Source organism: Verrucomicrobiota bacterium, assembly GCA_037139415.1.
In the GTDB taxonomy this organism is placed as follows: domain Bacteria; phylum Verrucomicrobiota; class Verrucomicrobiia; order Limisphaerales; family Fontisphaeraceae; genus JBAXGN01.
The window spans coordinates 1-22214 of the sequence record JBAXGN010000138.1 but is presented as its reverse complement, the minus strand read 5'-3'; the positions used below and the strand labels follow the sequence as shown (position 1 = coordinate 22214).

Here is a 22214-nt window from a genome sequence, read left to right as displayed (position 1 = left end):
CTGGGGATCGCGCGCGTTTTTGATGCGCTCCCGCTCCTTGTCCTCCAAACCCTCCACGCCGCCCGGCGCGCGTTTCAGGAACAAATCCCGTTCCTCATCGTCGTTCATCGTCACCAGGATGTCCGGCGTAATTCCTTTTTCATGAATGACTTTGTGGCTGGGGGTGTAATATTTGGCGGTGGTCAATCGCAGCGCGGTGCCGTCCTGCATGGGCAGGATACTCTGGACGGATCCCTTGCCGAAGGTCTGTTCGCCGACGATGATGGCCCGTTTCAAATCTTGCAAGCAGCCCGCCACAATCTCGGAGGCGCTGGCGCTGCCATTGTTCACTAGCACAACCAATGGTGACTTGACTTGTTTTTTGTCGCCGCTCGCGCGGTATTCGTACTTCTGCACCGCGTTGCGGCCTTCCGTGGAGACCACCATCGTGCCGCGCGGCAGGAATTTCTCACACACTTTTACTGCCTGGTCCAGCAGGCCGCCGGGGTTGCCTCGCAAATCCAGCACCAGCGCTTTCATGTCCTGAGCCGCCAGCTTGTGCAAGGCCTGATCCAGGTCCGAGGAGGTGTGTTCCCCAAACTGCACCAGCCGGATGTATCCGATCTTGTTTTCGTCCACGGGAAACTCCCGTTTGCCTTCGAGGTCCTTCACGGTATCCACTTTGATCTCCGCCCGAACCAACTTATGTTCATACACTTGATTGTTGGAGGGACGCTGGATGGTCAGGACCACCTCTGAACCTGGCTGCCCGCGCAACCGCTTTACCGCATCCTGCAAATTGAGTTTTTCGCTCGGGCGTCCGTCAATCTTGATGATCCGGTCTCCCGGCAGAATCCCGGCGCGGTGCCCCGGTGTATCCTCGATGGGTGAGACCACCGTCAAATAGTTATCCTTCAGCGAAATCACGATGCCCACTCCGCCGAACGCTCCCTCGGTATCCTTCTTCAGCTCATCGTATTTCGATTGCTCCATGAATTCGCTGTGCGGATCGAGCATGTTCAACATGCCGCGCAGCGCACCGTGGATCAGTTCCTCATAGCTGACCTTGTCGCCATCCACATAATCCTGCCGGACCCGTTCCAGTACGGTGGTGAAGAGTTTAATGTTGTTATACGCGTCTTCCTTTGGCGCAGCCTGGACTGAGTAAAAGTAAATGCCGGCACCCAGGAGCAGGTTTAACACCAGCACCATGGCCAACGAACCAAACAGCAGACGACGTTTCATCATACGTTCAATGCGGCTAACTTAGCCGCGAAAGGCCTCACTGGCAAGGGGGGAAACCTGCCAATTGAGGGGTTTCCGCGTTCGCCGCCTCCGGTTTAAGCCGTTTTCTTCTTATCCACATCCACTGCTTCAAATTTGGGGGCCAGGAAATGGTGAATGGCAAAGCTGGTCAGGTAGGCAAACGCGCATATCCCAAACAGGATGTTGTATCCGGCCGTCACTTTGCCTGCCGCCTTGAAATGGTCCAACAAAACCCCGGTGACCAACGGGAAAATCATCCCGCCCATCGAGCCGGCCATGCCGCCAATGCCGATGATGGAGGCCACCGCCTTCTTCGGGAACATGTCCGAGACGGTGGTGTACAGGTTGGCCGACCAGGCCTGGTGCGCCGCTCCCGCCAGGCTGATGAGCAGCACGGCGATCCAGAATAGTTGGTTATCCCGCGCGGAGTCCGCCAGGGCCTGTTTCATTTCCGTGGCCGTGGCCGGCGTAACGATCTCGCCGGCTGCCTGGATGAAACTTTCTGCCGTGCGATAGGTCTTCCCATTCAATGCCTGCAACGCCGTCACCACCTCGGCCGGGACCGGCTTGGTCGTTTTCTCCTTCACGTTCTTCCCCTCCACCGTGACGATCTTTTCGATCGTGTAGCTGGAGACTTTGAGGCGGTCAAAGAACCCGGCATCCACATTGAAACGCCCGAAATGCGTCGCGAACATGACTGGTACCACGCATAGCGCAAAAACAAACATGCCCGTCTTGCGCGCACGAGTGATGCTCCAGCCCAACTTGCTCAAATGGCCGGTGATCCAGCCGCCAAAAATACTGAGCACGGTGATGATGCTGTAAATGGTGACCAGGTGGACCCAGCTTTTCTTGATGTTCAGCAGCAGGGTTTCGTTGAAAAAGTCCGGCAGCCAGATCAGGAAAAACCACCACACCGGATCGGTCATGAACTTGGCCACGATGAACGACCATGTCTGCCGGTGTCCCAGCAGGCTCAGCCACGACACTTTTTCCGGGGTGCTGATTTCCTTGTCGCTCTGGATCAGTTCTAATTCTTCCTTGGATACCCGGGGATGTTCCTCCGGGGTTTTGTACACCGGCAGCCAGAAGAACAGCCACACAAACCCCAGTATGCCCGCCAGGATGAACGGCATCGGCCAGCCGAATTTAATCGCCAGGAACGGCACCAATGCCGGAGCGATAATTGCGCCCACATTCGTGCCCGCGTTAAACAGGCTGGCGGCCAGCGCCCGTTCGCGCTTGGGGAACCACTGCGCCACGCCCTTGACGGCGGAGGGAAAGTTGCCAGCTTCCGCTAAGCCCAGCAGCACCCGGCAAAAGCCAAACGAGCCCACTGCCAGGGTGGTGTATTCAAACACGAACCCGTACGCGGCAAATTTATGCCCTTGCGGGATGAAGTTGACGAACGCATGCACCATTGCGGCCAGGCTCCAGCCGACCATGGAGACCGCGTAGCCCAGGCGGACTCCCCGGCGGTCCACGAACCATCCGAACCACAATAACCCCGCGCCATACGCGCCTTGAAAGAGCGAGTTGACCAGGCCGAACTGCGCCTTGCTCCAGCCAAACTGAACATCGAGAAACTCTTTGATCAGCGACAGGATTTGGCGATCAATGTAGTTGATCGTCGTGGCGAAAAACAGCAAGGCACAAATGTACCAGCGCATCCCCTGCCACGTCGTGTGGTCAGAGCCAGTTGTCTTGTCATTTCCAGATTGCATGTGAGGGATTTACCGAACTGCGCCATATTATGCCAGTTTTTTGTTCAGCATTTTTAAACATCGGTTCAGCACGCTACCACGGCATCAACTGGATTTCTGATTGTGTTCCCTGGATGAGGTGGTTAAGGTCCGCGGTCAAGTGAAAGCCTGGAATTTGCGACAGGGTCGGCGAGGGCGCGTCAAGAGTGGCGGGCCAGCGCGATGGTTGCTGGCGGTCATGTTGAGCCTGCTGCTGGCTGCTGTTCCGGCTTGGGCGGGGCTCACGAATCAAGATTACACCATGGACGTTTGGAGCATCGAGGAGGGGCTGCCGCAGAGTTCCGTGAATTCGATCGCACAAACCCCGGATGGCTATCTTTGGCTGGCGACCTATAGCGGGCTGGCACGCTTTGATGGGGTGCGGTTTACCCAGTTCGACATCGGCAACGTGCCGGGGTTGCCCGACAACCGACTGGAGCGGTTGTCCGTGGATCGGGAGGGCGGATTGTGGGTGATCGGCGAGCATAACGAGGTGGGCCGGATAAAAGATGGCACGTGCCGGGCGTTCGCCGCTGCCGAAGGGGTGCCGGACACCGGGGCGCTATGGGTGGGTGAAGATGGGCAGGGCGGGCGGTGGCTGGCGGGGACACAGGCCGGGCTGTGGCGGTGGGAACAGAACCGGTTTGTGCCCGCCCCCTCACCGCCGACGTTTGCCGGCGCGTCGCTGAGAACGATGGTGACGGATACCGCCGGGCGACCGTGGTTCCTGCACCGGAATACCCTGTACGGTTGGCAAAATGGGCGGCTCAACGCGCTGCCCGGACCGGACGGCCAGGCGAAAACGAGGGCGCGCCGGGTGTGCGCCAGCCGGGATGGCGGTTTGTGGATCGTGACGCCGGAGATTCTCAGGAAGTATGTCCAGGGAGCCTGGCTGCCGCAGAGCTGGCCGTGTCCGGAGTTCAAGAGTTCGATCATGGATTTTCGGGAGGACATGGCCGGCAATCTGTGGATCGCAACGTTCGAGAATGGGTTATTTTTGTTCACGCCGACGAAAGGCTGGGTGCGGTTCGGTTTGGAGTCCGGGCTGCCCACGCTTTCCTTAAGCTGCCTCTTCTGCGACCCGGAAGGAAGTGTGTGGGTCGGCACTGACGGAGGGGGCTTGCTCCGGTTTAAAGCCCGGCTCTGGAAAATGGTCACCCGCAGTGAGGGGTTGGGGGTGGAGGCGGTGCAATCGCTCACCCAGGATCAGGAGGGACGCATCTGGCTGGCAGGCGGAGGCAAGACGCCGTACGGCTGGCAAGACGGGCGCGTGACGGCGGCCTTGGCCCCCCCGCTCACGGACGCGCTGGGCAGCGTGTGGGACTTGCTGGCAGCGCGAGACGGGGCGATGTGGATTGGAACTTACGCCGGAAAGGTCTTCCGTTATTGCCAGGGAGACTTGAAGGCTTACACGCAGATGGAGGGCATACGGGCGTTGTTCGAGGATCGGCAAGGGAGAATTTGGGTGGGCGGATTCCATGGCCTAAGCCGGATTGAACACGAGCAGGTGACGCACTATTCCCGGCAGGATGGGCTGGCCTCCGAGCGAGTGTGGGCACTGGCTGAAAGCGCCTCGGGAGGCCTCTACATCGGGACGGATGGCGGCGGCTTGAACCTCTTGCGCGACGGACGCTGGACGTGTTACACGCGTCAGAACGGATTGCCGGACGATCACATCCGATCCCTATATGTGGACCGCGAGGACGGGCTGTGGCTCGGCACCTATGGCGGCGGCTTGAGCCGGTTCCAAGCCGGACGGTTCTTTAACTTTCGCGTCAAGGGTGGTTTACCGGCGCGCCGAATCGGCAGCATGCTGGAGGACAACAGCGGCCGTTTGTGGATGGCTACGGACTTGGGCGTCCTCTGCGCCAAACGGCGTGAACTCAGTGAGTTCGCGGCGGGCCGGTGCCAGGAGATTAATTATACCGTCTTTGACCGGAGTGATGGGCTGGCCACCACGGAAATTGGGGGCGTCCAACCGGCCTCGCTTAAAGCCAGCGATGGCTGCCTGTGGTTCGCGGCGGGCAAAGGGGCGACGTTCATGGACCCAAAGGTTTTGAGCGCCAATCGCCGGCCGCCACCCGTGGTCATTGAGGAGGTGCGGATTGATGGCGAACGGGCGGCGGAATTCAATCCGGGAATCAACGGACGGAACCCCGCGCATGGACAGAGGGAGACTTCGGCGACACCCGTCACGGTTCAGCCCCAGCAGCACGAGTTGGAAATCCACTACACCGGCCTGAGTTACCGGGCTCCCGGCAAGGTGCGGTTCCGTTACCGGTTGGATGGGTTGGAGGAGGATTGGGTGGAAGCCGGAACTAAGCGGGTGGCGAACTACCCGCATTTGCCGGCGGGAAACTATCGATTCCGCGTGACGGCCTGCAATGACTCCGGGGTGTGGAACGAGACGGGCGCGTCGCTGGCGCTGATGGTGCTGCCGCCATGGTGGAAGACGTGGTGGTTTCGGGCGGCGGTGGTCGCGGCGGCCCTGGGCTTGCTGTATGCCGGACATGTGTATCGCCTACGGCACCTCCAGCGGCTTCAGGCCGCCCAAACGGCCTTCTCCCAGCAGTTGATCGCCTCGCAGGAGCAGGAGCGCAAACGCATCGCGGCCGAACTGCACGACACCATCGGGCAAAACCTGCTCATTATCAAAAACCGTGCCGTGCTGGGAATCGAGGCGGCGACGGGATCGCCCGCCGCCACCGAGCAACTCGAAGAAGTCTCGCGCACCGCCTCGCAAGCCATCGAGGAGGTGCGCGAGATCTCGTATAACCTTCGTCCCTATCAACTGGATCGGCTCGGTCTCACCAAGGCCCTTCAGGACCTGGTGAGCCGGGTGTCCGCCGCCGCCACCATCCCCTTCCATACCGGAATTGACCACGTGGATAAGCTGCTGCCGCCGGAAAGCGAGATTCATATCTACCGGATCGTGCAGGAGTCCTTGAACAATATCGTCAAACACTCCATGGCCGCCACGGCGCGGGTCGCGATTCGGCACCGCAGCGTGAACCTGCGGCTCACCATCGAAGACGATGGCTGCGGTTTTGACTATGCCGCACTCCTGGCCGATCCGAAAAGCCACCGTGGATTCGGCCTGAGCGGCCTGGCCGAGCGGGTGCGGATTCTGAACGGATGGTTCCGCTACAATTCACTCCCCGGCCGGGGTACCCGGTTGACGGTGGAAGTGCCTGTGTTACTTAATCATGAAACCAACACCCCTAAGCCTCCTGATCGTTGACGATCATCCCATCTTCCGGCAGGGGTTGCGCCAGATTATCGAGGCGCAACCCGGCTTTTGCGTAGTGCAGGAAGCGGGCGATGGCGCCGCCGCCGTGAAACTGGCGGCCACCTTGAAGCCTGACATCATCCTGCTGGATATTGACATGCCGGGGATGAACGGGCTCGACGCCATGCGCGCCATGCGCCAGCAGCGCGTTACCGCCGGCATCATCTGCCTGACGATGTACAAGGAGGCGGACATGTTCAATGAAGCGATGAACCTGGGGGCCACGGGGTATGTGCTCAAAGACAGCGCCGCCCAAGACATTCTGGCCGGCATCAAAAGCGTCGCCGCCGGCCGCCGCTACATCAGCCCGACGCTGGCCGACTGCCTGTTCGCCCGCAGCGTCGGTGCGCGCGCGTTGCATACCGAGAAGCCCGGCCTCGACCAACTCACTCCCGCTGAGCGGCGCATCCTTCAGCGGATCGCCGATGACAAGACCAGCAAGGAAATTGCCGAAGAACTTGGCCTCAGCCCGCGCACGATTGAAAACCACCGCGCCAATATCAGCCAGAAGTTGGACTTGCATGGCAGCCACAGCCTGCTCAAGTTTGCGTATGAGAATAAAGCCCGGCTGTAGTAATCAGTGAACAGTAATCAAGTCATCAGTGATCAGTAAAAAAAATGCAAATTGGGGGACGGGATTTAACCGCGAATGGCGCGAATCAACGCGAATAGCAAGGACGGCAGGGACCATCACGGACCGGCATGGACGTTGCAAATTGGTGAAACATTTTGCAGAAAAATGGGGGGGGCGGGAATTTTAACCACGGATGACACGGATGGCACGGATGAAAACCAAAGCGCGACATCCGAAAGGACTTTTTCAGGAAGATGGAGGGCCGGACATGGCAAAAAGATTAGTTGGCAAAAAAATTAAGAACTGAAATTGCAGCAGGATATCAGCGCCGACTGACGTCGAGCGGCTAGTGCGCTTGAGAGTGAGCGTGCATAGAGGGTGAAAGTCCCTTGCCGGCGGAGCTTCCCGCCGGGTAACTGAAAGTAACTGCGTCGTGGCGACACGGGGTGGAGAGCAACTGGAAGTGAACGGATAGTCCGTAGAACAGTGGTGCCCGAAGGGTACTGCGACACAAACTCGATACGGCCTTATGCGACTGACGAGACTGCTAGCAATGAACGAAGTCCGAAGAACTGCTGATAGCGATAACAAGCGAATCAGTGGCCAAGCCTGCCCGGAACGCGAAGTATGGCCGGAAGCCGGGGGCGCATGGGGTGGTTGGAGACGGAATGTCTGGAAGTGCAAGCTCATGAATCAAGGAGACCTGCCTGGGTGCTGGAAGGAGCCGGGCAGGAGTCAGAGTCCCCGTAGTAGCTGGGAAGCGAGTAATGATCGTGGAGCCAAGGGGGACAGGAAGGTGACGGCGTGAAGGAAACACAACTGCAAATTCCCCTGCCGGGAGTGCCAAAAGCTAAACAAGGCAGAGACGTCCCCCCGCGATGGGATTGGACGGAAGCAAGTGTGTGGACCGAGCGCATGGTGGCAACCCTCGAACGAGGAATCAAAGGAGGCAAATGGTACAGTCTGATGGATAAAGTATGGAAATTGGAAAACCTGCAAAATGCAGCCCGACAGGTGAAAGCCAACCAGGGAGCCGCTGGAGTTGATGGCGTAAGCTGCGAAGCTTACTTCAAAGACAGTGCCCTCCGGCTGCAGCGACTCCAGGGCCGGTTACGGCAAGGCAACTATCAACCCAGCCCGGTCAAGCGGGTGTGGATTCCCAAGCTGGGAAGCAAGGAACTTCGCCCGTTGGGCATACCGACGGTGGAGAGCCGCATTGTGGAAACCGCGGTGCGACAGGTTATCGAACCGATCTTCGAGGCCTGTTTTGCGGAACACAGCTACGGGTTCCGACCCGGAAAGGGAGCCAAAGACGCGTTGCGACGAGTGGACCAGCTACTCAAAGCGGGAAACGTGTGGGTGGTGGATGCCGACCTCAAAGCCTATTTCGACACGATTCCACAAAAGCCCTTGATGGCCTTGGTGGAAGAGCGGATCAGTGACCGCAACCTGCTGGAACTGATCTGGAAAATGCTCAAACAGGGAGTCATGGAGACCGCCAAGGAATGGCAGCCGACGGAGCAAGGGACCCCGCAAGGAGCGGTGATATCGCCGCTGCTGGCCAATCTCTACCTCCATCCGCTGGACCATTGGATGGCACGGCAAGGGCGGCAAATGGTCCGGTATGCCGATGACTTCGTGATCCTGTGCCAGAGCCAGGCCGAGGCGCAAGCCGTACTCGAACAACTACGCCAATGGACGGCGGCAGCGGGACTAACGCTGCACCCGGTCAAGACCCGTATTGTCGAGGCCAGTCAGAAGGGTGGTTTTGACTTTCTGGGCTATCACTTTGAACGTGGCCATCGGTGGCCGCGCCAAAAGAGCAAGGCAAAGCTCCGGGAAGCCATCCGCCAAAAGACTGGGAAAAGCGATCCGCGTCCGATGAGTCAAATCATTGCGGATATCAACCGCACCCTACGAGGCTGGTTCAACTATTTCCAACACAGTGTCGCCAACATCTTCCGAGCGGAAGATAGCTGGGTGAGAAATCGCCTGCGCGCGATTCTGCGCAAACGGCACAAGGGACAAGGGTGTGCCCGAGGTTGTGACTATCAGCGCTGGCCCATCGCCTACTTCGCCGAACTGGGGCTCTTCTCCTTAGCCAAAGCCCGAGCGGAAGCGAGCCAGGTCCGATACAGGACTCACTAACTGGAGAGCCGGATGCGGGAAATTCGCCTGTCCGGTTCGGAGGGAGGGGTGGCCTTCGGGCCATCCCTACCCCTATCGAATATTGCGGCTACGAATATTGGAGACTCCTTACGTCGTCACCTACGCCAAGTAGGCAGGCGCGGTTCGGATAAGTCCAAGCTGTAGCCTGAGTAGAAATACCTACCCGCCTAAGTAAACATACTCACTCGTTTCGTGAGGGTACCGCTATTCCCTTTCGGCGCGCGGGCCGCATACTCTTTCACGATTCTTGCAGGTGACAGGTATGAAGGTGCTGATTATAGATGACCACGCCGCGATGCGTCAGACGATTAAATCCGTCTTGAACGCACCGGGCATGGAGTTTATTGAAGGCGGGGATGGCCAGGCGGCCATCCGGCTCTTCTCGGCGCACCATCCGGATTGGGTGCTCATGGATTATATGCTGCCGAAAATGGACGGTCTGGACGCCACCCGAGAAATTCACCATCTTAACCCAATCGCCCGCATTTTATTCGTCACCAATTACGACGACGCGCATTTGCGCGCCGCTGCGACGGAGGCGGGCGCGTGCGGATTCGTGCCCAAGGAACGGCTGACCGAGTTGCGCTGTTTCATCACCACGCCCACGGCTGCGGCCGGTAACGATGCCGCTATTTTACCAAAGGCTAGAGCGATTTAAATAATGATGTAGATATGAAAACCAAAGTTTTTCACGGTATTTGCGGGCTGAAATATCAGCGCCGACTGACGTCGAGCGGCTACGCAGTTAATGAAAAGGCTAGAGTGATTTAAACCATGATGTAGATATGAAAACCAAAATTTTTCACGGTATTTGCGGGCAGAATATTAGCGCCGACTGACGTCGGGCGGCTACGCAGTTAATGAATTTTTTTTTAGAAACAACCCTATGAAAACTATGAACTCCATCCGCACCTCCCTCCCGACGGCTTGCCGTCGGATCGTGTCTGCCCTGCGCACCGGGCTGCTGGCCAGCGTCCTCTGCCTGCCCCTCGGGGTCCAAGCCGAAGGCGTGACGCTCATCACGCATGGATACAACCCGAGCGTGGCCGGTTCGCCGGCGTGGATCACCTCCATGCGTAATGCCATCGCGACGAATTACCTGGGCGGCGCGACGAACACCGGCACGATCACGGTGACGGGATCGGTGGGCAACCTGGTGGCGACGTGCAGCCCATGGAATGTGGATCTATCCACGGGTACGAACGGTGACATTATTGTGCTACTGGACTGGTCTGCGGTGGCGGACCACCTTAATACCCATGTGACCGCCCAAAGTGTGGCGGCGGCGGTGGTGGACAAGCTGGTGACCGGGCAGAACGGCCAGCGGGCGCTGGCGGAGTTGCCGATCCACCTGATCGGGCATAGCCGCGGCGGCGGCATGGTGTGCGAGTTGGCGCGGCTGCTGGGCGAGCGCGGGCTGGTGGTGGACCACCTGACACCGCTCGATCCGCACCCGTTGACCACCGGTGACGCGCAGCCGCTCACGCCGCCCACCCCCATCGTGGATACGCCGGCAGCGATTTATCAGAACGTGGTGTTTGCCGACGTGTATTACCAAACGGCGGCCAGTCCCGTCGGCCAGTACTTGACGGGCGCTTACAACCGGCAGTGGAGTTCCGTGATGACCGGTGGTTATCACAACAACACGCCGCCCTACGACACCTATGCCGATCACCGCAATATCCTGCTCCTGTACCAGGGCACGGTGAACCTGGCCAATCCGCTCAACAATGGCGAGGCGACGATGGGCACCACCGAGCGGGCGGCGTGGTTCAACAGCTATGAAGCGGCGGGCACGAACACCGGGTTTATTTACAGCCGCCTCAACGGCACGGGTAACCGGACCAGTTCAAATATACCCGTGGTGAGTGGCGATGCGGTCCGGGCGGGGCTTAACAACGCGGCGGTATTCGGCGGAGGGGGCGCGCGCACGAACCTGACGTGGAGCCTGGCCACCTGGCCGAATGTCGCGCAGTTGGACGTGCTGACCAATGGGACGGCACTGGGCGCGGGCACGTACTCGCTCACCCTCGGCACGACCCAGCAAGTACGCTGCGTCTATTTGGATTACAGCAACGGCTGCACGGTGACCCTGCGCGTGGACACGGACCGGAATCCGTACAACAACAATGACGCGGGGATCATCTCGACCCAGGTGATTGCCACGGCGACGGGCGGCGCCTACGCGCAATTTACGAACCAATGGAACACCAGCGCCATGACCAATGGCGCTACCGTCTATGTGTATGCCAAAGTCACCGATGGCACGCGCACCCGTTATTTTTACGCGCCGTCCGCGCTCCGGTTCCAGGCCCAAGCGGGCCCTCCCGCTGCGCCGTCGGATCTGGTTTCGGCGGCGGATTCAGCCACCCAGATCACCCTGAGCTGGACCGATAACAGCACCAACGAGACGGGGTTCCGCGTGGAAACCTCGGCCACCGGGACCAACAACTGGACCGTGGCCGCCACGGTGGGGGCGGGCGTCACGAACTGCATCCACACTAATCTGACCTGTAACACGCTGTATTATTACCGGGTCTGCGCCACCAACGCGGCCGGGGTTTCGGCGTACGCGAACGTGGCCAGCAGCTACTCGGGATTTTACTACAACTTTGGCACGCCCTATTGGCGGGGGTTGTTCTTGATATATCCGAACACCGATTTCACCTACCCCCAGAACAGCACGAACGTCCGCGTGACGGCCAGTCTTGCGCCAGCGGAAATCACCAAGGCCTTGCAGGTGTTCCGCAAAGACGCGGCCGGGTGCAACGATTTCTCCAAGCGGGAGTGCATCTTCCAGTATGACGTGGTGATCGTGAACCGCCTGGTGACCAACCTCTACGATCTCGGGGGCAGTTATTGGTTTTCCAGCGACTACACGAAACCCGAGTTAAACCTCTACGCGCCCTCCGGCACCTACGATTCCGTGCTCGTGCATTGGGCCCGCTCAACCATTCCGTCGATCGGTTGGGGATTGGGGATGCAGGCCGGCGACTATTCCAATGGGGCGACGTATGGTACGGTAACGGAAGCGCCTGATTCCACGTGGGATTCCGGCCACAACGTCTTCATGCACGAATGGCTCCACGGCATCTGCCCCTTCTATAGCGATAAGGGCTACCGCCAGCCCACCAGCAATTCCGATGGGGGCAGCGGGCATGGCTACACCTCCGATAACGATTGGGAACTCTATTACCGCGATATGCTGACCGGGAAGGTATGGGAGGACAGTCCGGCACCGCCCGCCTTCACCGGCATTCCCGCCGCGGCCTGGCGTGGCGGCTCGATCATCCGTAGCAACTGCCAAATCCAGGCCGACTATTTCAGCATGGATTCGACCAGCCAGTACCACAAGCAGGGCACCGTCACCTGGCAGCCGCCCGTTGCCAACACGGCGACCAGGGGCAGCATCGCCCTCGGGACCGCCACGGCAGCGGACAACAAGATGTACACCACCTTGCGCCTGTATGGCACGCCGACGGCCACCTGCCAAATCTATGTGCCCGCCTCCGGCGCGGGGACCAACGATTCCGTGGCGCTGGCGTTGCGGGATGCGGCGACCGAATGGTGGGCGAACATCGAGTACGGCTCGGGGCTGACCCCGCAATTAAGCCTGGTGCAAAATGGCACCCGCCAGGCGACGCTTCCCCTGACGCTCTCGAACGGCTGCTGGTACACGGTCAAGGTCCAGGCCGACTACACCGGCCAGACGCTGAGCATGAAGGCGTGGCCTGACGGGAGCAATGAACCGTCCACTTGGCAGCTCTCCGCCAGCCTGGGCGGTTGGAAGGCCAGCCAGATCGGCTTCCGCCACTACGGCCAAGGCGCCGTGGTGGGCGACCTATTGGTGACGGCGGCGGCGCCCCCGATGCCCAGCGTGGTGACTTCGCCGCTGACCAACCTCTCGGCCACCTCCTTTGCCTGCGGGGGTGTCGTGAGCAATGAACAAGCGGCGGTGGTGATGAATAAGGGCCTGGTCTGGGGTACCTCGCCGCATCCGACCCTGGCCAACTGCGTCGGCAGCACCGACCACGGCCAAACGCCGGGCGCGTTCTCCGACACGGTGATCAACTTGACGGCAGGGCAGACCTATTATGTGCGCGCTTATGCCACCAGCGGCGGAACCAACAGCCCGATGATCTTCGCGACAACCTACGGTCCGGAACGAGCGTTTGCAGCACCAACGATGACGCCGCCGGGCAACGCGCTAAGCTTCGACGGGATCAGCCACTACGTCTCCATTGGCGATGCGAACGATCTGGACCTGACTAACAACTACACCCTGGAGTGCTGGTTCAAGGCCACCAGCTTTGGCGGCTTGCGCGGCCTGGTTGACAAGTACCAAACAGCAGGCTCCCGCGGTTATTTCCTGCGCCTGACGGGCACAGACCTGGACTTTGACCAGATGACGACCAGCGGGCTGGGGTTGCAGTCCAACGTCTGGTATCATGTGGCGGCGGTGAATGCCAACGGCACCCGGCACCTCTATGTGAATGGCTTCGAACAAACTCTCTCGGGCACGCCGCAGACCGTCCTGGCTAATACGGATCCGCTCTGCCTGGCTAGCGATTACAGTGGCCGCTACTTCGCGGGGCAGATGGACGAGGTGCGGATCTGGAATGTGGCCCGCGCCCAAAGCGATATTCAGCACCTGATGTACCACGTCCTCGCTGGCTCGGAAGCGGGACTGGTCGCTTACTATAACTTCGATCTGGCCGCTGGCACGGTGCTTCCCGACGCCGGCCCGCTGGCTCACGATGGGGCTTTAATGAACATGCCGGATAACGCCTGGTTGACGGCCACCTGGCCCTACGGCGCGCCTCTTGTTACTACCGGCCAGCCAACGGCTACCTCGCCCCAGTCCGCTCAGTGCGGGGGAAACGTCTTGGACGAAGGTATGGCTGCAGTCACGCAGCGCGGTATATGCTGGAGCACGAACAGCACACCAACCCTGGCCGACAATTATACGATGGACGGCAGCGGCCCCGGGTCTTTCACGGGCACGATGACGAACCTGGCCATGCAGACTACCTATTACGTCCGGGCCTACGCGCTCAACTCGTCCTGGACCAACTATGGCAAGGCGGAGCTATTCGTTCCCCTGCCGACCCGGCAGGGCAATGCCCTCGCCTTCAACGGAGTCAATAACTACATCAACATCGCGGACGCGAACGACCTGGACCTGACGGCCAATTATACTCTGGAATGCTGGATTAAACCCAGCACCTTTGGCGGGTTGCGCGGGCTTATCAGCAAATACCAGAGTGGTGGTGCCAACGGCTACTTCCTGCGCTTGACTGGCACGGACCTGGACTTTGACCAGATGACGACCAGCGGGCTGGGGCTTCAAACCAACACCTGGTATCATGTGGCCGCAGTCAATACCAACGGCACCCGGCACCTTTATGTGAATGGCTTTGAACAAACTCTCCATGGCACGCCGCAGACAGTGCAGGCCAATAGCGATCCGCTTCGCCTCGCCAGCGATTACAGCGGCCGCTACTTCGCGGGGCAGATGGACGAGGTCCGCATTTGGAGCGTGGCCCGCAGCCAAGCGGACATTCAGAGCACGCTCTACAAAGTGCTCACCGGGGCCGAGACCGGCCTGGTTGCCTGCTATAACTTCGACCTCGTGTCCGGAGCCGTGCTGCCCGACGTAACACCACAGGGCCATGACGGGACATTGGTCAACCTGACCGACGCGGCCTGGGGAGCGGCGGCGTGGCCTTATGGCCTGGCGTTCGTCCAGACCACCGGTCCGACGGCGGTCCATGATCGGTCCGCCCAGACAGGGGGCACGGTGGTGGACGAAGGAATGACGCCAGTAACGCAGCGCGGGATTTGCTATGGCACCGCGAGCGGGCCGACGGTCGCCAACAGCTTGACGATGGATGGGGCCGGCCCCGGCACTTTCAGCAGCGCGCTCTCCGGATTGACGCCTGCGACCACGTATTTCGTCCGCGCCTACGCGCAGAACACCTATGGCACCAACTACGGCGACCAACGGAACTTTACTACTCCGCCGATCCCCCCCGGCGGCGCTCTTGTGTTCAACGGCGATAATTCCGACGTAGGCATCTCCAGCACCAGTGATCTCAACCTGACGACCAACTACACCCTGGAATGTTGGTTCAAGCTCGACGCTCTCCGGCAGGATTCTGGCTACATGAATCAGGGCCTCATCTGCAAGCACGTGAGCGCGACCATCCCGGGCTACGCCTTGGGTCTCCAGGGGGCAAGCCTCGCGTTCGATGGGCTGCTCGCCCAGGCGGGGCTGCAAACAGGGCGCTGGTATCACGTGGCGGCCGTCAATAGCAACGGTGTGCGCACCCTCTACCTCGATGGTCTGGCCCAGACGCTGGCCGGCACACCGAACAGCGTGGCCCCCAATAGCGACCCCGTGCGCTTGGGCTGCGCGCATAACCGGTTCATCCTGGCCGGCCAGATGGACGAGGCTCGCATCTGGAATGTGGCCCGCTCCAAGAGTGACATTCTCGACGCGATGCACAAGGCGCTCGACGGCAATGAAACCGGATTGGTCGCCTATTACTCTTTCGACGAGGGATCGGGCACCACTACGACCGACCTGACTGGGAACGGCCATACGGGTTACCTTGAAAAAGTGGTTAACCCGGGCGTGCTCCCCCTCTGGGTGGCCAGCACCGTCCCCATGGCCGACCTGCAGGCGCGTAACGCGAACGTCCGGGCGGTTTGGGCAAGCCAGACAAACTCACTTAATTCCTCCCTGCTTTCGCTCGCGGCCCCAAATGTGTCGGGTTACGATTGGCGCGTCTTTGGTCACGACGGCGGCCCCTTGACACAGAATCTGAACGATGCGCCGGCGCTGTGCGTCTGGCGGCTCAACCGTGTCTGGACCATGGAAGGCTCGAATGCCTTAGCGGGCAGTTTCCAGTTCGATTGCTCGGGCATTACCAACCTGATCACCGCCGGCTCCGAGCTATACTTGATCCAGTCCGATAGCGCGGTCTTTGCCGGCGCCACATTGTTCGCCGGCACCTACACCAATAACCTCTTCCTGGTGACAAACCAGGCGTTTGCCGTGGAAAAATACTATACTTTGGGGCAGGCTAATATTCTACCTGTGGTCACCACCGCCGCCATCACCAACCTGACGCCGACCACGGTCCAAAGCGGGGGCGAGGTGGTTGGGGAGGGCTCTTCGCCCGTCACCGCGCGGGGTGTGTGCTGGAATACCACCGGCACTCCGACCTCCACGAATAGTCACACCAGCGATGGCAGTGGTGCAGGCGTATTCACCAGCAGCCCCACCGGGTTGGTTCCGGAAACGACCTACCACGTGCGGGCTTACGCCGCCAACGCCAACGGGACGTCTTATGGAGCGGAGCTGGTGTTCACCACGCCGCGCGCCTTGCCGCAGGTAACCACCGCGCCGGTGACGAATATTCTGCCCTTCTCCGCCCAAAGCGGCGGGAACGTGACCAACGAAGGCTGGACGGCCGTTACCGCCCGTGGCGTCTGCTGGAACACCAATGGCGCTCCGACGATTGCGGATGCGCATTCTACCGACGGCGGAGGATCGGGCGCGTTCACCAGCCAGCTTGCCAACCTGCTGCCGCTCACCACCTACTACGTTCGCGCCTACGCCTCGAACAATGCGGGGGTTGCTTATGGCGCAGCACAAACCATCACCACTCCCACCGCGCTGCCGGCGGTAATCACCGTCCTCGTTACCAACGTCACACACAATTCGGCCCAAGGCGGTGGCAGCGTGACCAACGAAGGCGCCTACCCGGTCACAGTCCGAGGCGTCTGCTGGAACACCAACGGCAATCCCACCCTCGCCGATGCCCGCACCACCGATGGCACCGGCCTGGGCGCTTTCACGAGCCAGCTCACCGGCTTGCTCCCCTTGCAGACGTACTATGTCCGCGCCTACGCCTCGAACAACGCCGGTGCCAGCTACGGCGCGGTCCAATCGTTTACCACCCTCGTAGCCCCGCCTGGAAATGCGCTCGACTTCAACAACTCCTCCATCGCTACCGGCAGCGGACTGCCCACGAATGTCGCCAACCGGGTCACGCTGGAGTGCTGGGTTTATCACGATGAACTGACCAACCGCACTTCGCGCTATGTCACGATCCAACCGGAGTTGGCCGTCATTCGCCACGACAACGGCAACAATGGGCGGTTGCACACCTACTTCAATCTCAACGGCACACTGCGCGGGCTTAATGTGGATAACGTGCTCCAGATTGGCCGTTGGTATCATGTCGCCGGCGTATGGGACGGCACGAACATCAACCTCTACCTTAATGGCATCCTGCTCACCAACGCCAACTATGCCGGCATGGTGCTGGCCACCAATAGCGGCGGGATCACGCTGGGCAGTTCCTCGGAGTATCTCAACGGCCGGCTGGATGAGGTGCGCATTTGGAATTCGGGCCGGACGCCAACCGAACTCCGCGACACGATGCATCGTCAGCTTGCCGGAAACGAGACAAACCTGATCGCCTACTACCCGTGCAACGAAGGCAGCGGTTCGGTGGTGCATGACCTGGTAAACGGCGCGAACTTCACCAGCCTGGCCAATGTCGGCTGGGCCGCCAGCACGTTCCCGTGCGCAAACCTCGTGGCCGACGCCACCAACCTGCGCGGCGCATGGCTGGCGCAAACCACCTCGCTGGCCTCCGCGATGCTAACCGTGTCGAACACCCTGGTGAACGGCACGAACTACGCCGTCTTAGGCCACAACAACGCCACGGTTGGCCAACAGAACACCGGCGATGTGCCCGCCACCCTCCGCTGGCGTCTCGAACGCGTGTGGCGGGCGGAATTGCTCGGCAGCGCCACCGGCGACTTGCGCTTCGACACGACCGGCCTGACCAACCTGGGCACGGGGTCGGAACTGCGCCTGCTGGCGGACGCCGACGGCACGTTTGCCAATGCCACCGTGGTCGGCGGCACCTTCAGCAGCCCCGTGTTCACCGTCACCGCTCAGACCTTGCAAAACGGGTCCTATTACACCCTGGCCCGCCTCGGCGCCCTTGCCGTGCTCACTACAGCGACGGTGACCAACGTGTCGCCAACGACCGCGCTCAGCGGGGGCAGCGTCACCGATGACGGCGGCGTGACCGTCACCGCGCGGGGCGTTTGTTGGAGTACCACCAGCGGTCCCACCGCCGCCGGCAACCACACCAGCGATGGCAACGGCATGGGGAGCTTCACCAGCAGCCTCACGGGCCTGGCACCGTTCACGACCTACTACGTCCGCGCCTATGCGGTGAACAGTGCGGGCACCAACTACGGTAACGAACGATCCTTTACCACGCCCATGACCCCGCCGGGGAATGCGCTGTCCTTCAATGGCACGAATGCCTATGTCAACATCCCGGACACGAACAGCCTGGACCTGACCAACAATTACACGCTGGAATGCTGGTTCAAGGCGGACAGCTTCGGCGCTGCCGGAAACCTGCGCGGACTGATGGGCAAATACCAGACGTCCGGCGCCTCCGGCTTCCTGCTGCGCCTGAACGGTTCGGACTTGGACTTTGACCAGTTGGTGACCAGCGGACTGAACCTCCAATCCAACCGCTGGTATCATGTGGCCGCCGTCAACAGCAACGGCACGCGCCACCTCTACGTCAACGGCGTGGAGAAGACCATCACCGGCACCGCCACCACCGTGGCCGCCAACAGCGACGAAGTGCGCCTGGGCTGCGATTATCGCAGCCGCTACTTCGCCGGGCAGATGGACGAGGTGCGCCTCTGGAACGCCGCCCGCACCCAGGCCGCCGTGCAGGACGCCATGCACAAACAGCTCACGGGTGCCGAAAGCAACCTGGTCGCGTATTATCAGTTCAACACCAACGCCGGCACGGTGCTGCCCGACCTGACGACCAACGCCAACACCGGCTCGCTGGTCAGCGGCCCGGTGTGGACCAACAGCACCATTCCCTGCGCCAACCTGATCGCCGACCGCACGAGCCTGCGCGGCGCGTGGCTCGCGCAAACCAACTCGCTGGTCTCGGCCCGATTCAGCCTCACCAACGCCGTCGCCTCCGGCACCAACTTCGTCGTCTTCGGCCATGACAACGCGGCTGACGCCTGGCAGGCCGTTGATCTCCCCGCCGGCATCGGCAGCCGCCTGACCCGCGTCTGGCGGGCCGAAGTGAGCGGCAGCACCGCCGGCGACCTTAAGATTGACACCACCGGCCTGAGCGGCCTCGGCACGGGCGCGGGGCTGCGCCTGCTCGCGGATGCCGATGGCACCTTCGCCAGCGGCGCGACGGCGCTGGCGGGGACTTACAGCGCCCCGTATTTCCTGGTCGCCGGCCAGGCCATCACCAATGGTACTTACTACACGCTGGGCGTGCTGCCGTTCTACACCGTCACCTACAACGGCAACGGCAACGACGGCGGCACCGCGCCGATTGACGGCAGCAGTCCCTATTTCGGCAACAGCACGGTCACGGTGCTCGGCAACACCGGCAGTCTGACAAAGGCCGGCTTCCATTTGAACGAATGGTGCAAAGCCGCCAACGGCCACGACACCATATACGCCGTCGGCGCAACCTTCACCATCACCGGCGACACCACCCTCTATGCCCGGTGGACTCACACCGTCACCGCCTCGGCGGGCGCCAACGGCACTCTTAACTCAAACTACTCGTCGCCACAAAACGTGCTCGACAACGAAGCCATATCGTTCAGGTTCAACGCGGACAGCGGCTACCATGTGGCGAGCGTCACCGGCTGCGGCATCAGCTACAGCAACAGCAGCGATGCGGTCACCACCTACACCGTCACCACCGGCCCCATCACCGGGGACGGCACGGTCACGGCCACCTTTGCGCTCAACTACTTCACCGCCTCCGCTGCCGGGCTGCCAGTGATTAACAGTTATGGGAACAGTGGCGCATCAATTGGCGACTACGACCGGGACGGGAAACAGGATATCCTGCTGGCGGGATTGCTGGGCGGAACCAGCACCCGAATCACCCGGATCTACCGCAACAACGGCGACGGCACCTATACCGACAGCGGCATCAGCCTGCCTGGAGTCGCTTCTGGCATCGTGGCCTGGGGGGACTATGACAATGACGGCTACCTGGATTTCGTCATGGCTGGTTTGATGAGCGACCTTTCCACCCGAATCACCCGCATCTACCGCAACAACGGCAACGGCACCTTCACCGACATCAACGCCGGTCTGCCCGGCCTCCGCTATTCTAGTGGGGCGTGGGGCGATTATGACAACGACGGCCGGCTCGATCTGATTCTGAGCGGTGAAGCCAGTGGCAACAACATCACCCGCATCTACCACAACGACGGCAACGGCGTCTTCAGCGACAGCGGCGTCAGCCTGCCGGGTCTCCAGCAAGGCGCGGTGGCGTGGGCGGATTATGATAACGACGGCAAACTGGATTTCGTTCTGACCGGCTACAAGTCTCCAAACTACGTCGCACGCATCTACCGCAACAACGGCGACGGCACCTTCAGCGATAGCAACGCCGGTCTGCCGGGCGTGAAAACCAGCAGTGTGGCGTGGGGGGACTACGACAACGACGGCTATCTCGACCTGGTGCTGAACGGCACGACCAATAACGACCCAAGCGGCGCCATTACCCGAATCTATCACAACAACGGCAACGGCACCTTCAGCGACATCAATGCCGGCCTGACCGGCAGCGCCAATGGGGGCTGTGCGTGGGGGGACTATGACAACGACGGACGGCTCGATCTGGCGCTCTCTGGCGATACCGTAACGGATACAACGGGAGACCCATTCCTCCTCTACAGGAATAACGGCGACAACACCTTCGGCTTCATCGAAACCGGACTGGATGCCTCTTTGAATGATTCATTGACTCCCGATTTCGCTGGCTGGTCCGACATTGACAGCGACGGCAGGCTGGACCTGGTGATCAATTCTTATCAAAGCCGCGTTTTCCACAACAACGGCGCAACCACCCTCATCACGCCCCCCACTGCCCCCGGCAGCCTCACTGCCGCCATCAATAACGGCGCGGTCGTCTTCAGTTGGGGCGCGGCGTCCGACGGCCAGACCCCGGCGGCCGGCCTCTCCTACAACCTGCGCGTCGGCACCGCTCCGGGCAGGGACGATATCCTCTCCGGCACGGCGAACACGACCAACGGCTGCCGCTACGTGCCGGCCCTGGGGAACATGGGCAAGAACCGCACGCGGACGCTCACCCTGCCGCAGGGGCACACCTACTACTGGTCCGTGCAGGCGATTGACACCTCCTACGCGGGCGGCGCGTGGGCCGCGGAAGCCTCCCTGGCGGTCCCGAACCTGCCGGTCATCACCACCGCCGGCCTCACCAACATCACCGCCACCGGCGCCCAGGGTGGCGGGAACGTGGTTTCGGCTGGCGACGCGCCTGTCACGGCGCGGGGCCTCTGCTGGAACACCAGCGGCACGCCGACGCGGGCCGACCCCGGCACCGCGAACGGCAGCGGCATTGGCGCGTTCACCGCCACGCTCACGGGCCTGACCGAGGGCCAGACCTATTACGTCCGCGCCTGGGCCGCCACGGCGTCCGACACGATCTACGGCAACCAGCGCAGTTTCGTGGCGCGGGCTCCGTCCACCCTGCTCCCCCCCGGCAACACGCTGGTCTTGAACGGTTCCAGCCAGTATGCGGAGATTCCCTCGGCCACCGAGCTGGGCCTGAAAGACACCCATACCCTCGAACTCTGGTTCAAGCCCGCGAGCGTGACCGGCTTACAGGGGCTGGTCAGCAAATACCAGACCTCCGCCGCCAACGGCTGGTATCTCCGCCTGAACGGCACGGAAGTGGAATTCAACGGACAGACCACCGCCGGCCTGGGGCTGGCGGCCGGTTACTGGTATCATCTGGCCGCCGTCAAGGCGGGCACGAACCAGACCCTCTACATCTACGGCACGGCCGTCCCGCTCACCGGGACGAAACAGGTCATCTCCCTCAACACCGATCCGGTGCGCCTCGGCTCGGATCTAGGCGGCAGTTACTTTAACGGCCGCATGGACGAAGTCCGTATCTGGAACACGGCCCGCAGCCAGCAGGAGATACGGGAGAACCTGCATCGGGTGCAGAGCGGCACGGAGACCGGGCTGGTCGCGTATTACACCTTTGACGAACGCAGCGGCACGGCGCTGTGCGAGCGGGCGCAGTCCGCGTGGCAGCATCCCGGCACGCTGACCGGCATG

At 61.2% G+C, this 22214-nt stretch carries 7 protein-coding genes; 5 read left to right on the top strand and 2 right to left on the bottom strand.

Translation table 11 applies throughout. The annotated features are described in order from the left end of the window. Together WCO56_20880 and WCO56_20875 are read right to left on the bottom strand one after the other, a co-directional pair. The coding region (locus WCO56_20880; GenBank protein MEI7732042.1) for a S41 family peptidase at nucleotides 1-1227 on the bottom strand (1227 nt) is incomplete at its 3' end. A gap of 92 nt (nucleotides 1228-1319) precedes the next feature. Further along, a complete protein-coding gene (locus tag WCO56_20875) occupies nucleotides 1320-2969 on the bottom strand; it encodes an MFS transporter (protein MEI7732041.1) in 1650 nt (549 codons plus the stop codon). Nucleotides 2970-3108: 139 nt separating this feature from the next. On the opposite strand from WCO56_20875, the gene WCO56_20870 reads away from it, so the two are divergent. From WCO56_20870 to WCO56_20850, 5 genes are all read left to right on the top strand, one after another. After that, nucleotides 3109-6228, top strand: a complete 3120-nt coding sequence (locus WCO56_20870; GenBank protein ID MEI7732040.1) for a two-component regulator propeller domain-containing protein — start codon at nucleotides 3109-3111, stop codon at nucleotides 6226-6228. Next, nucleotides 6194-6850, top strand: a complete 657-nt coding sequence (locus tag WCO56_20865) for a response regulator transcription factor (protein MEI7732039.1) — start codon at nucleotides 6194-6196, stop codon at nucleotides 6848-6850. Before WCO56_20870 ends, WCO56_20865 begins: the two co-directional genes overlap by 35 nt. An 804-nt stretch (nucleotides 6851-7654) precedes the next feature. Continuing rightward, nucleotides 7655-8998, top strand: a complete 1344-nt coding sequence (gene ltrA / locus WCO56_20860; protein ID MEI7732038.1) for a group II intron reverse transcriptase/maturase — start codon at nucleotides 7655-7657, stop codon at nucleotides 8996-8998. A 283-nt stretch (nucleotides 8999-9281) separates the two neighbouring features. Then, nucleotides 9282-9677 carry a response regulator transcription factor gene (locus WCO56_20855; GenBank protein MEI7732037.1) on the top strand — a complete coding sequence of 132 codons (396 nt, stop codon included), beginning with the start codon at nucleotides 9282-9284 and terminating at the stop codon, nucleotides 9675-9677. Between the two features lie 228 nt (nucleotides 9678-9905). Continuing rightward, nucleotides 9906-22214, top strand: a 12309-nt coding sequence (locus WCO56_20850) for a LamG-like jellyroll fold domain-containing protein (protein MEI7732036.1), incomplete at its 3' end; no start/stop codon positions are given.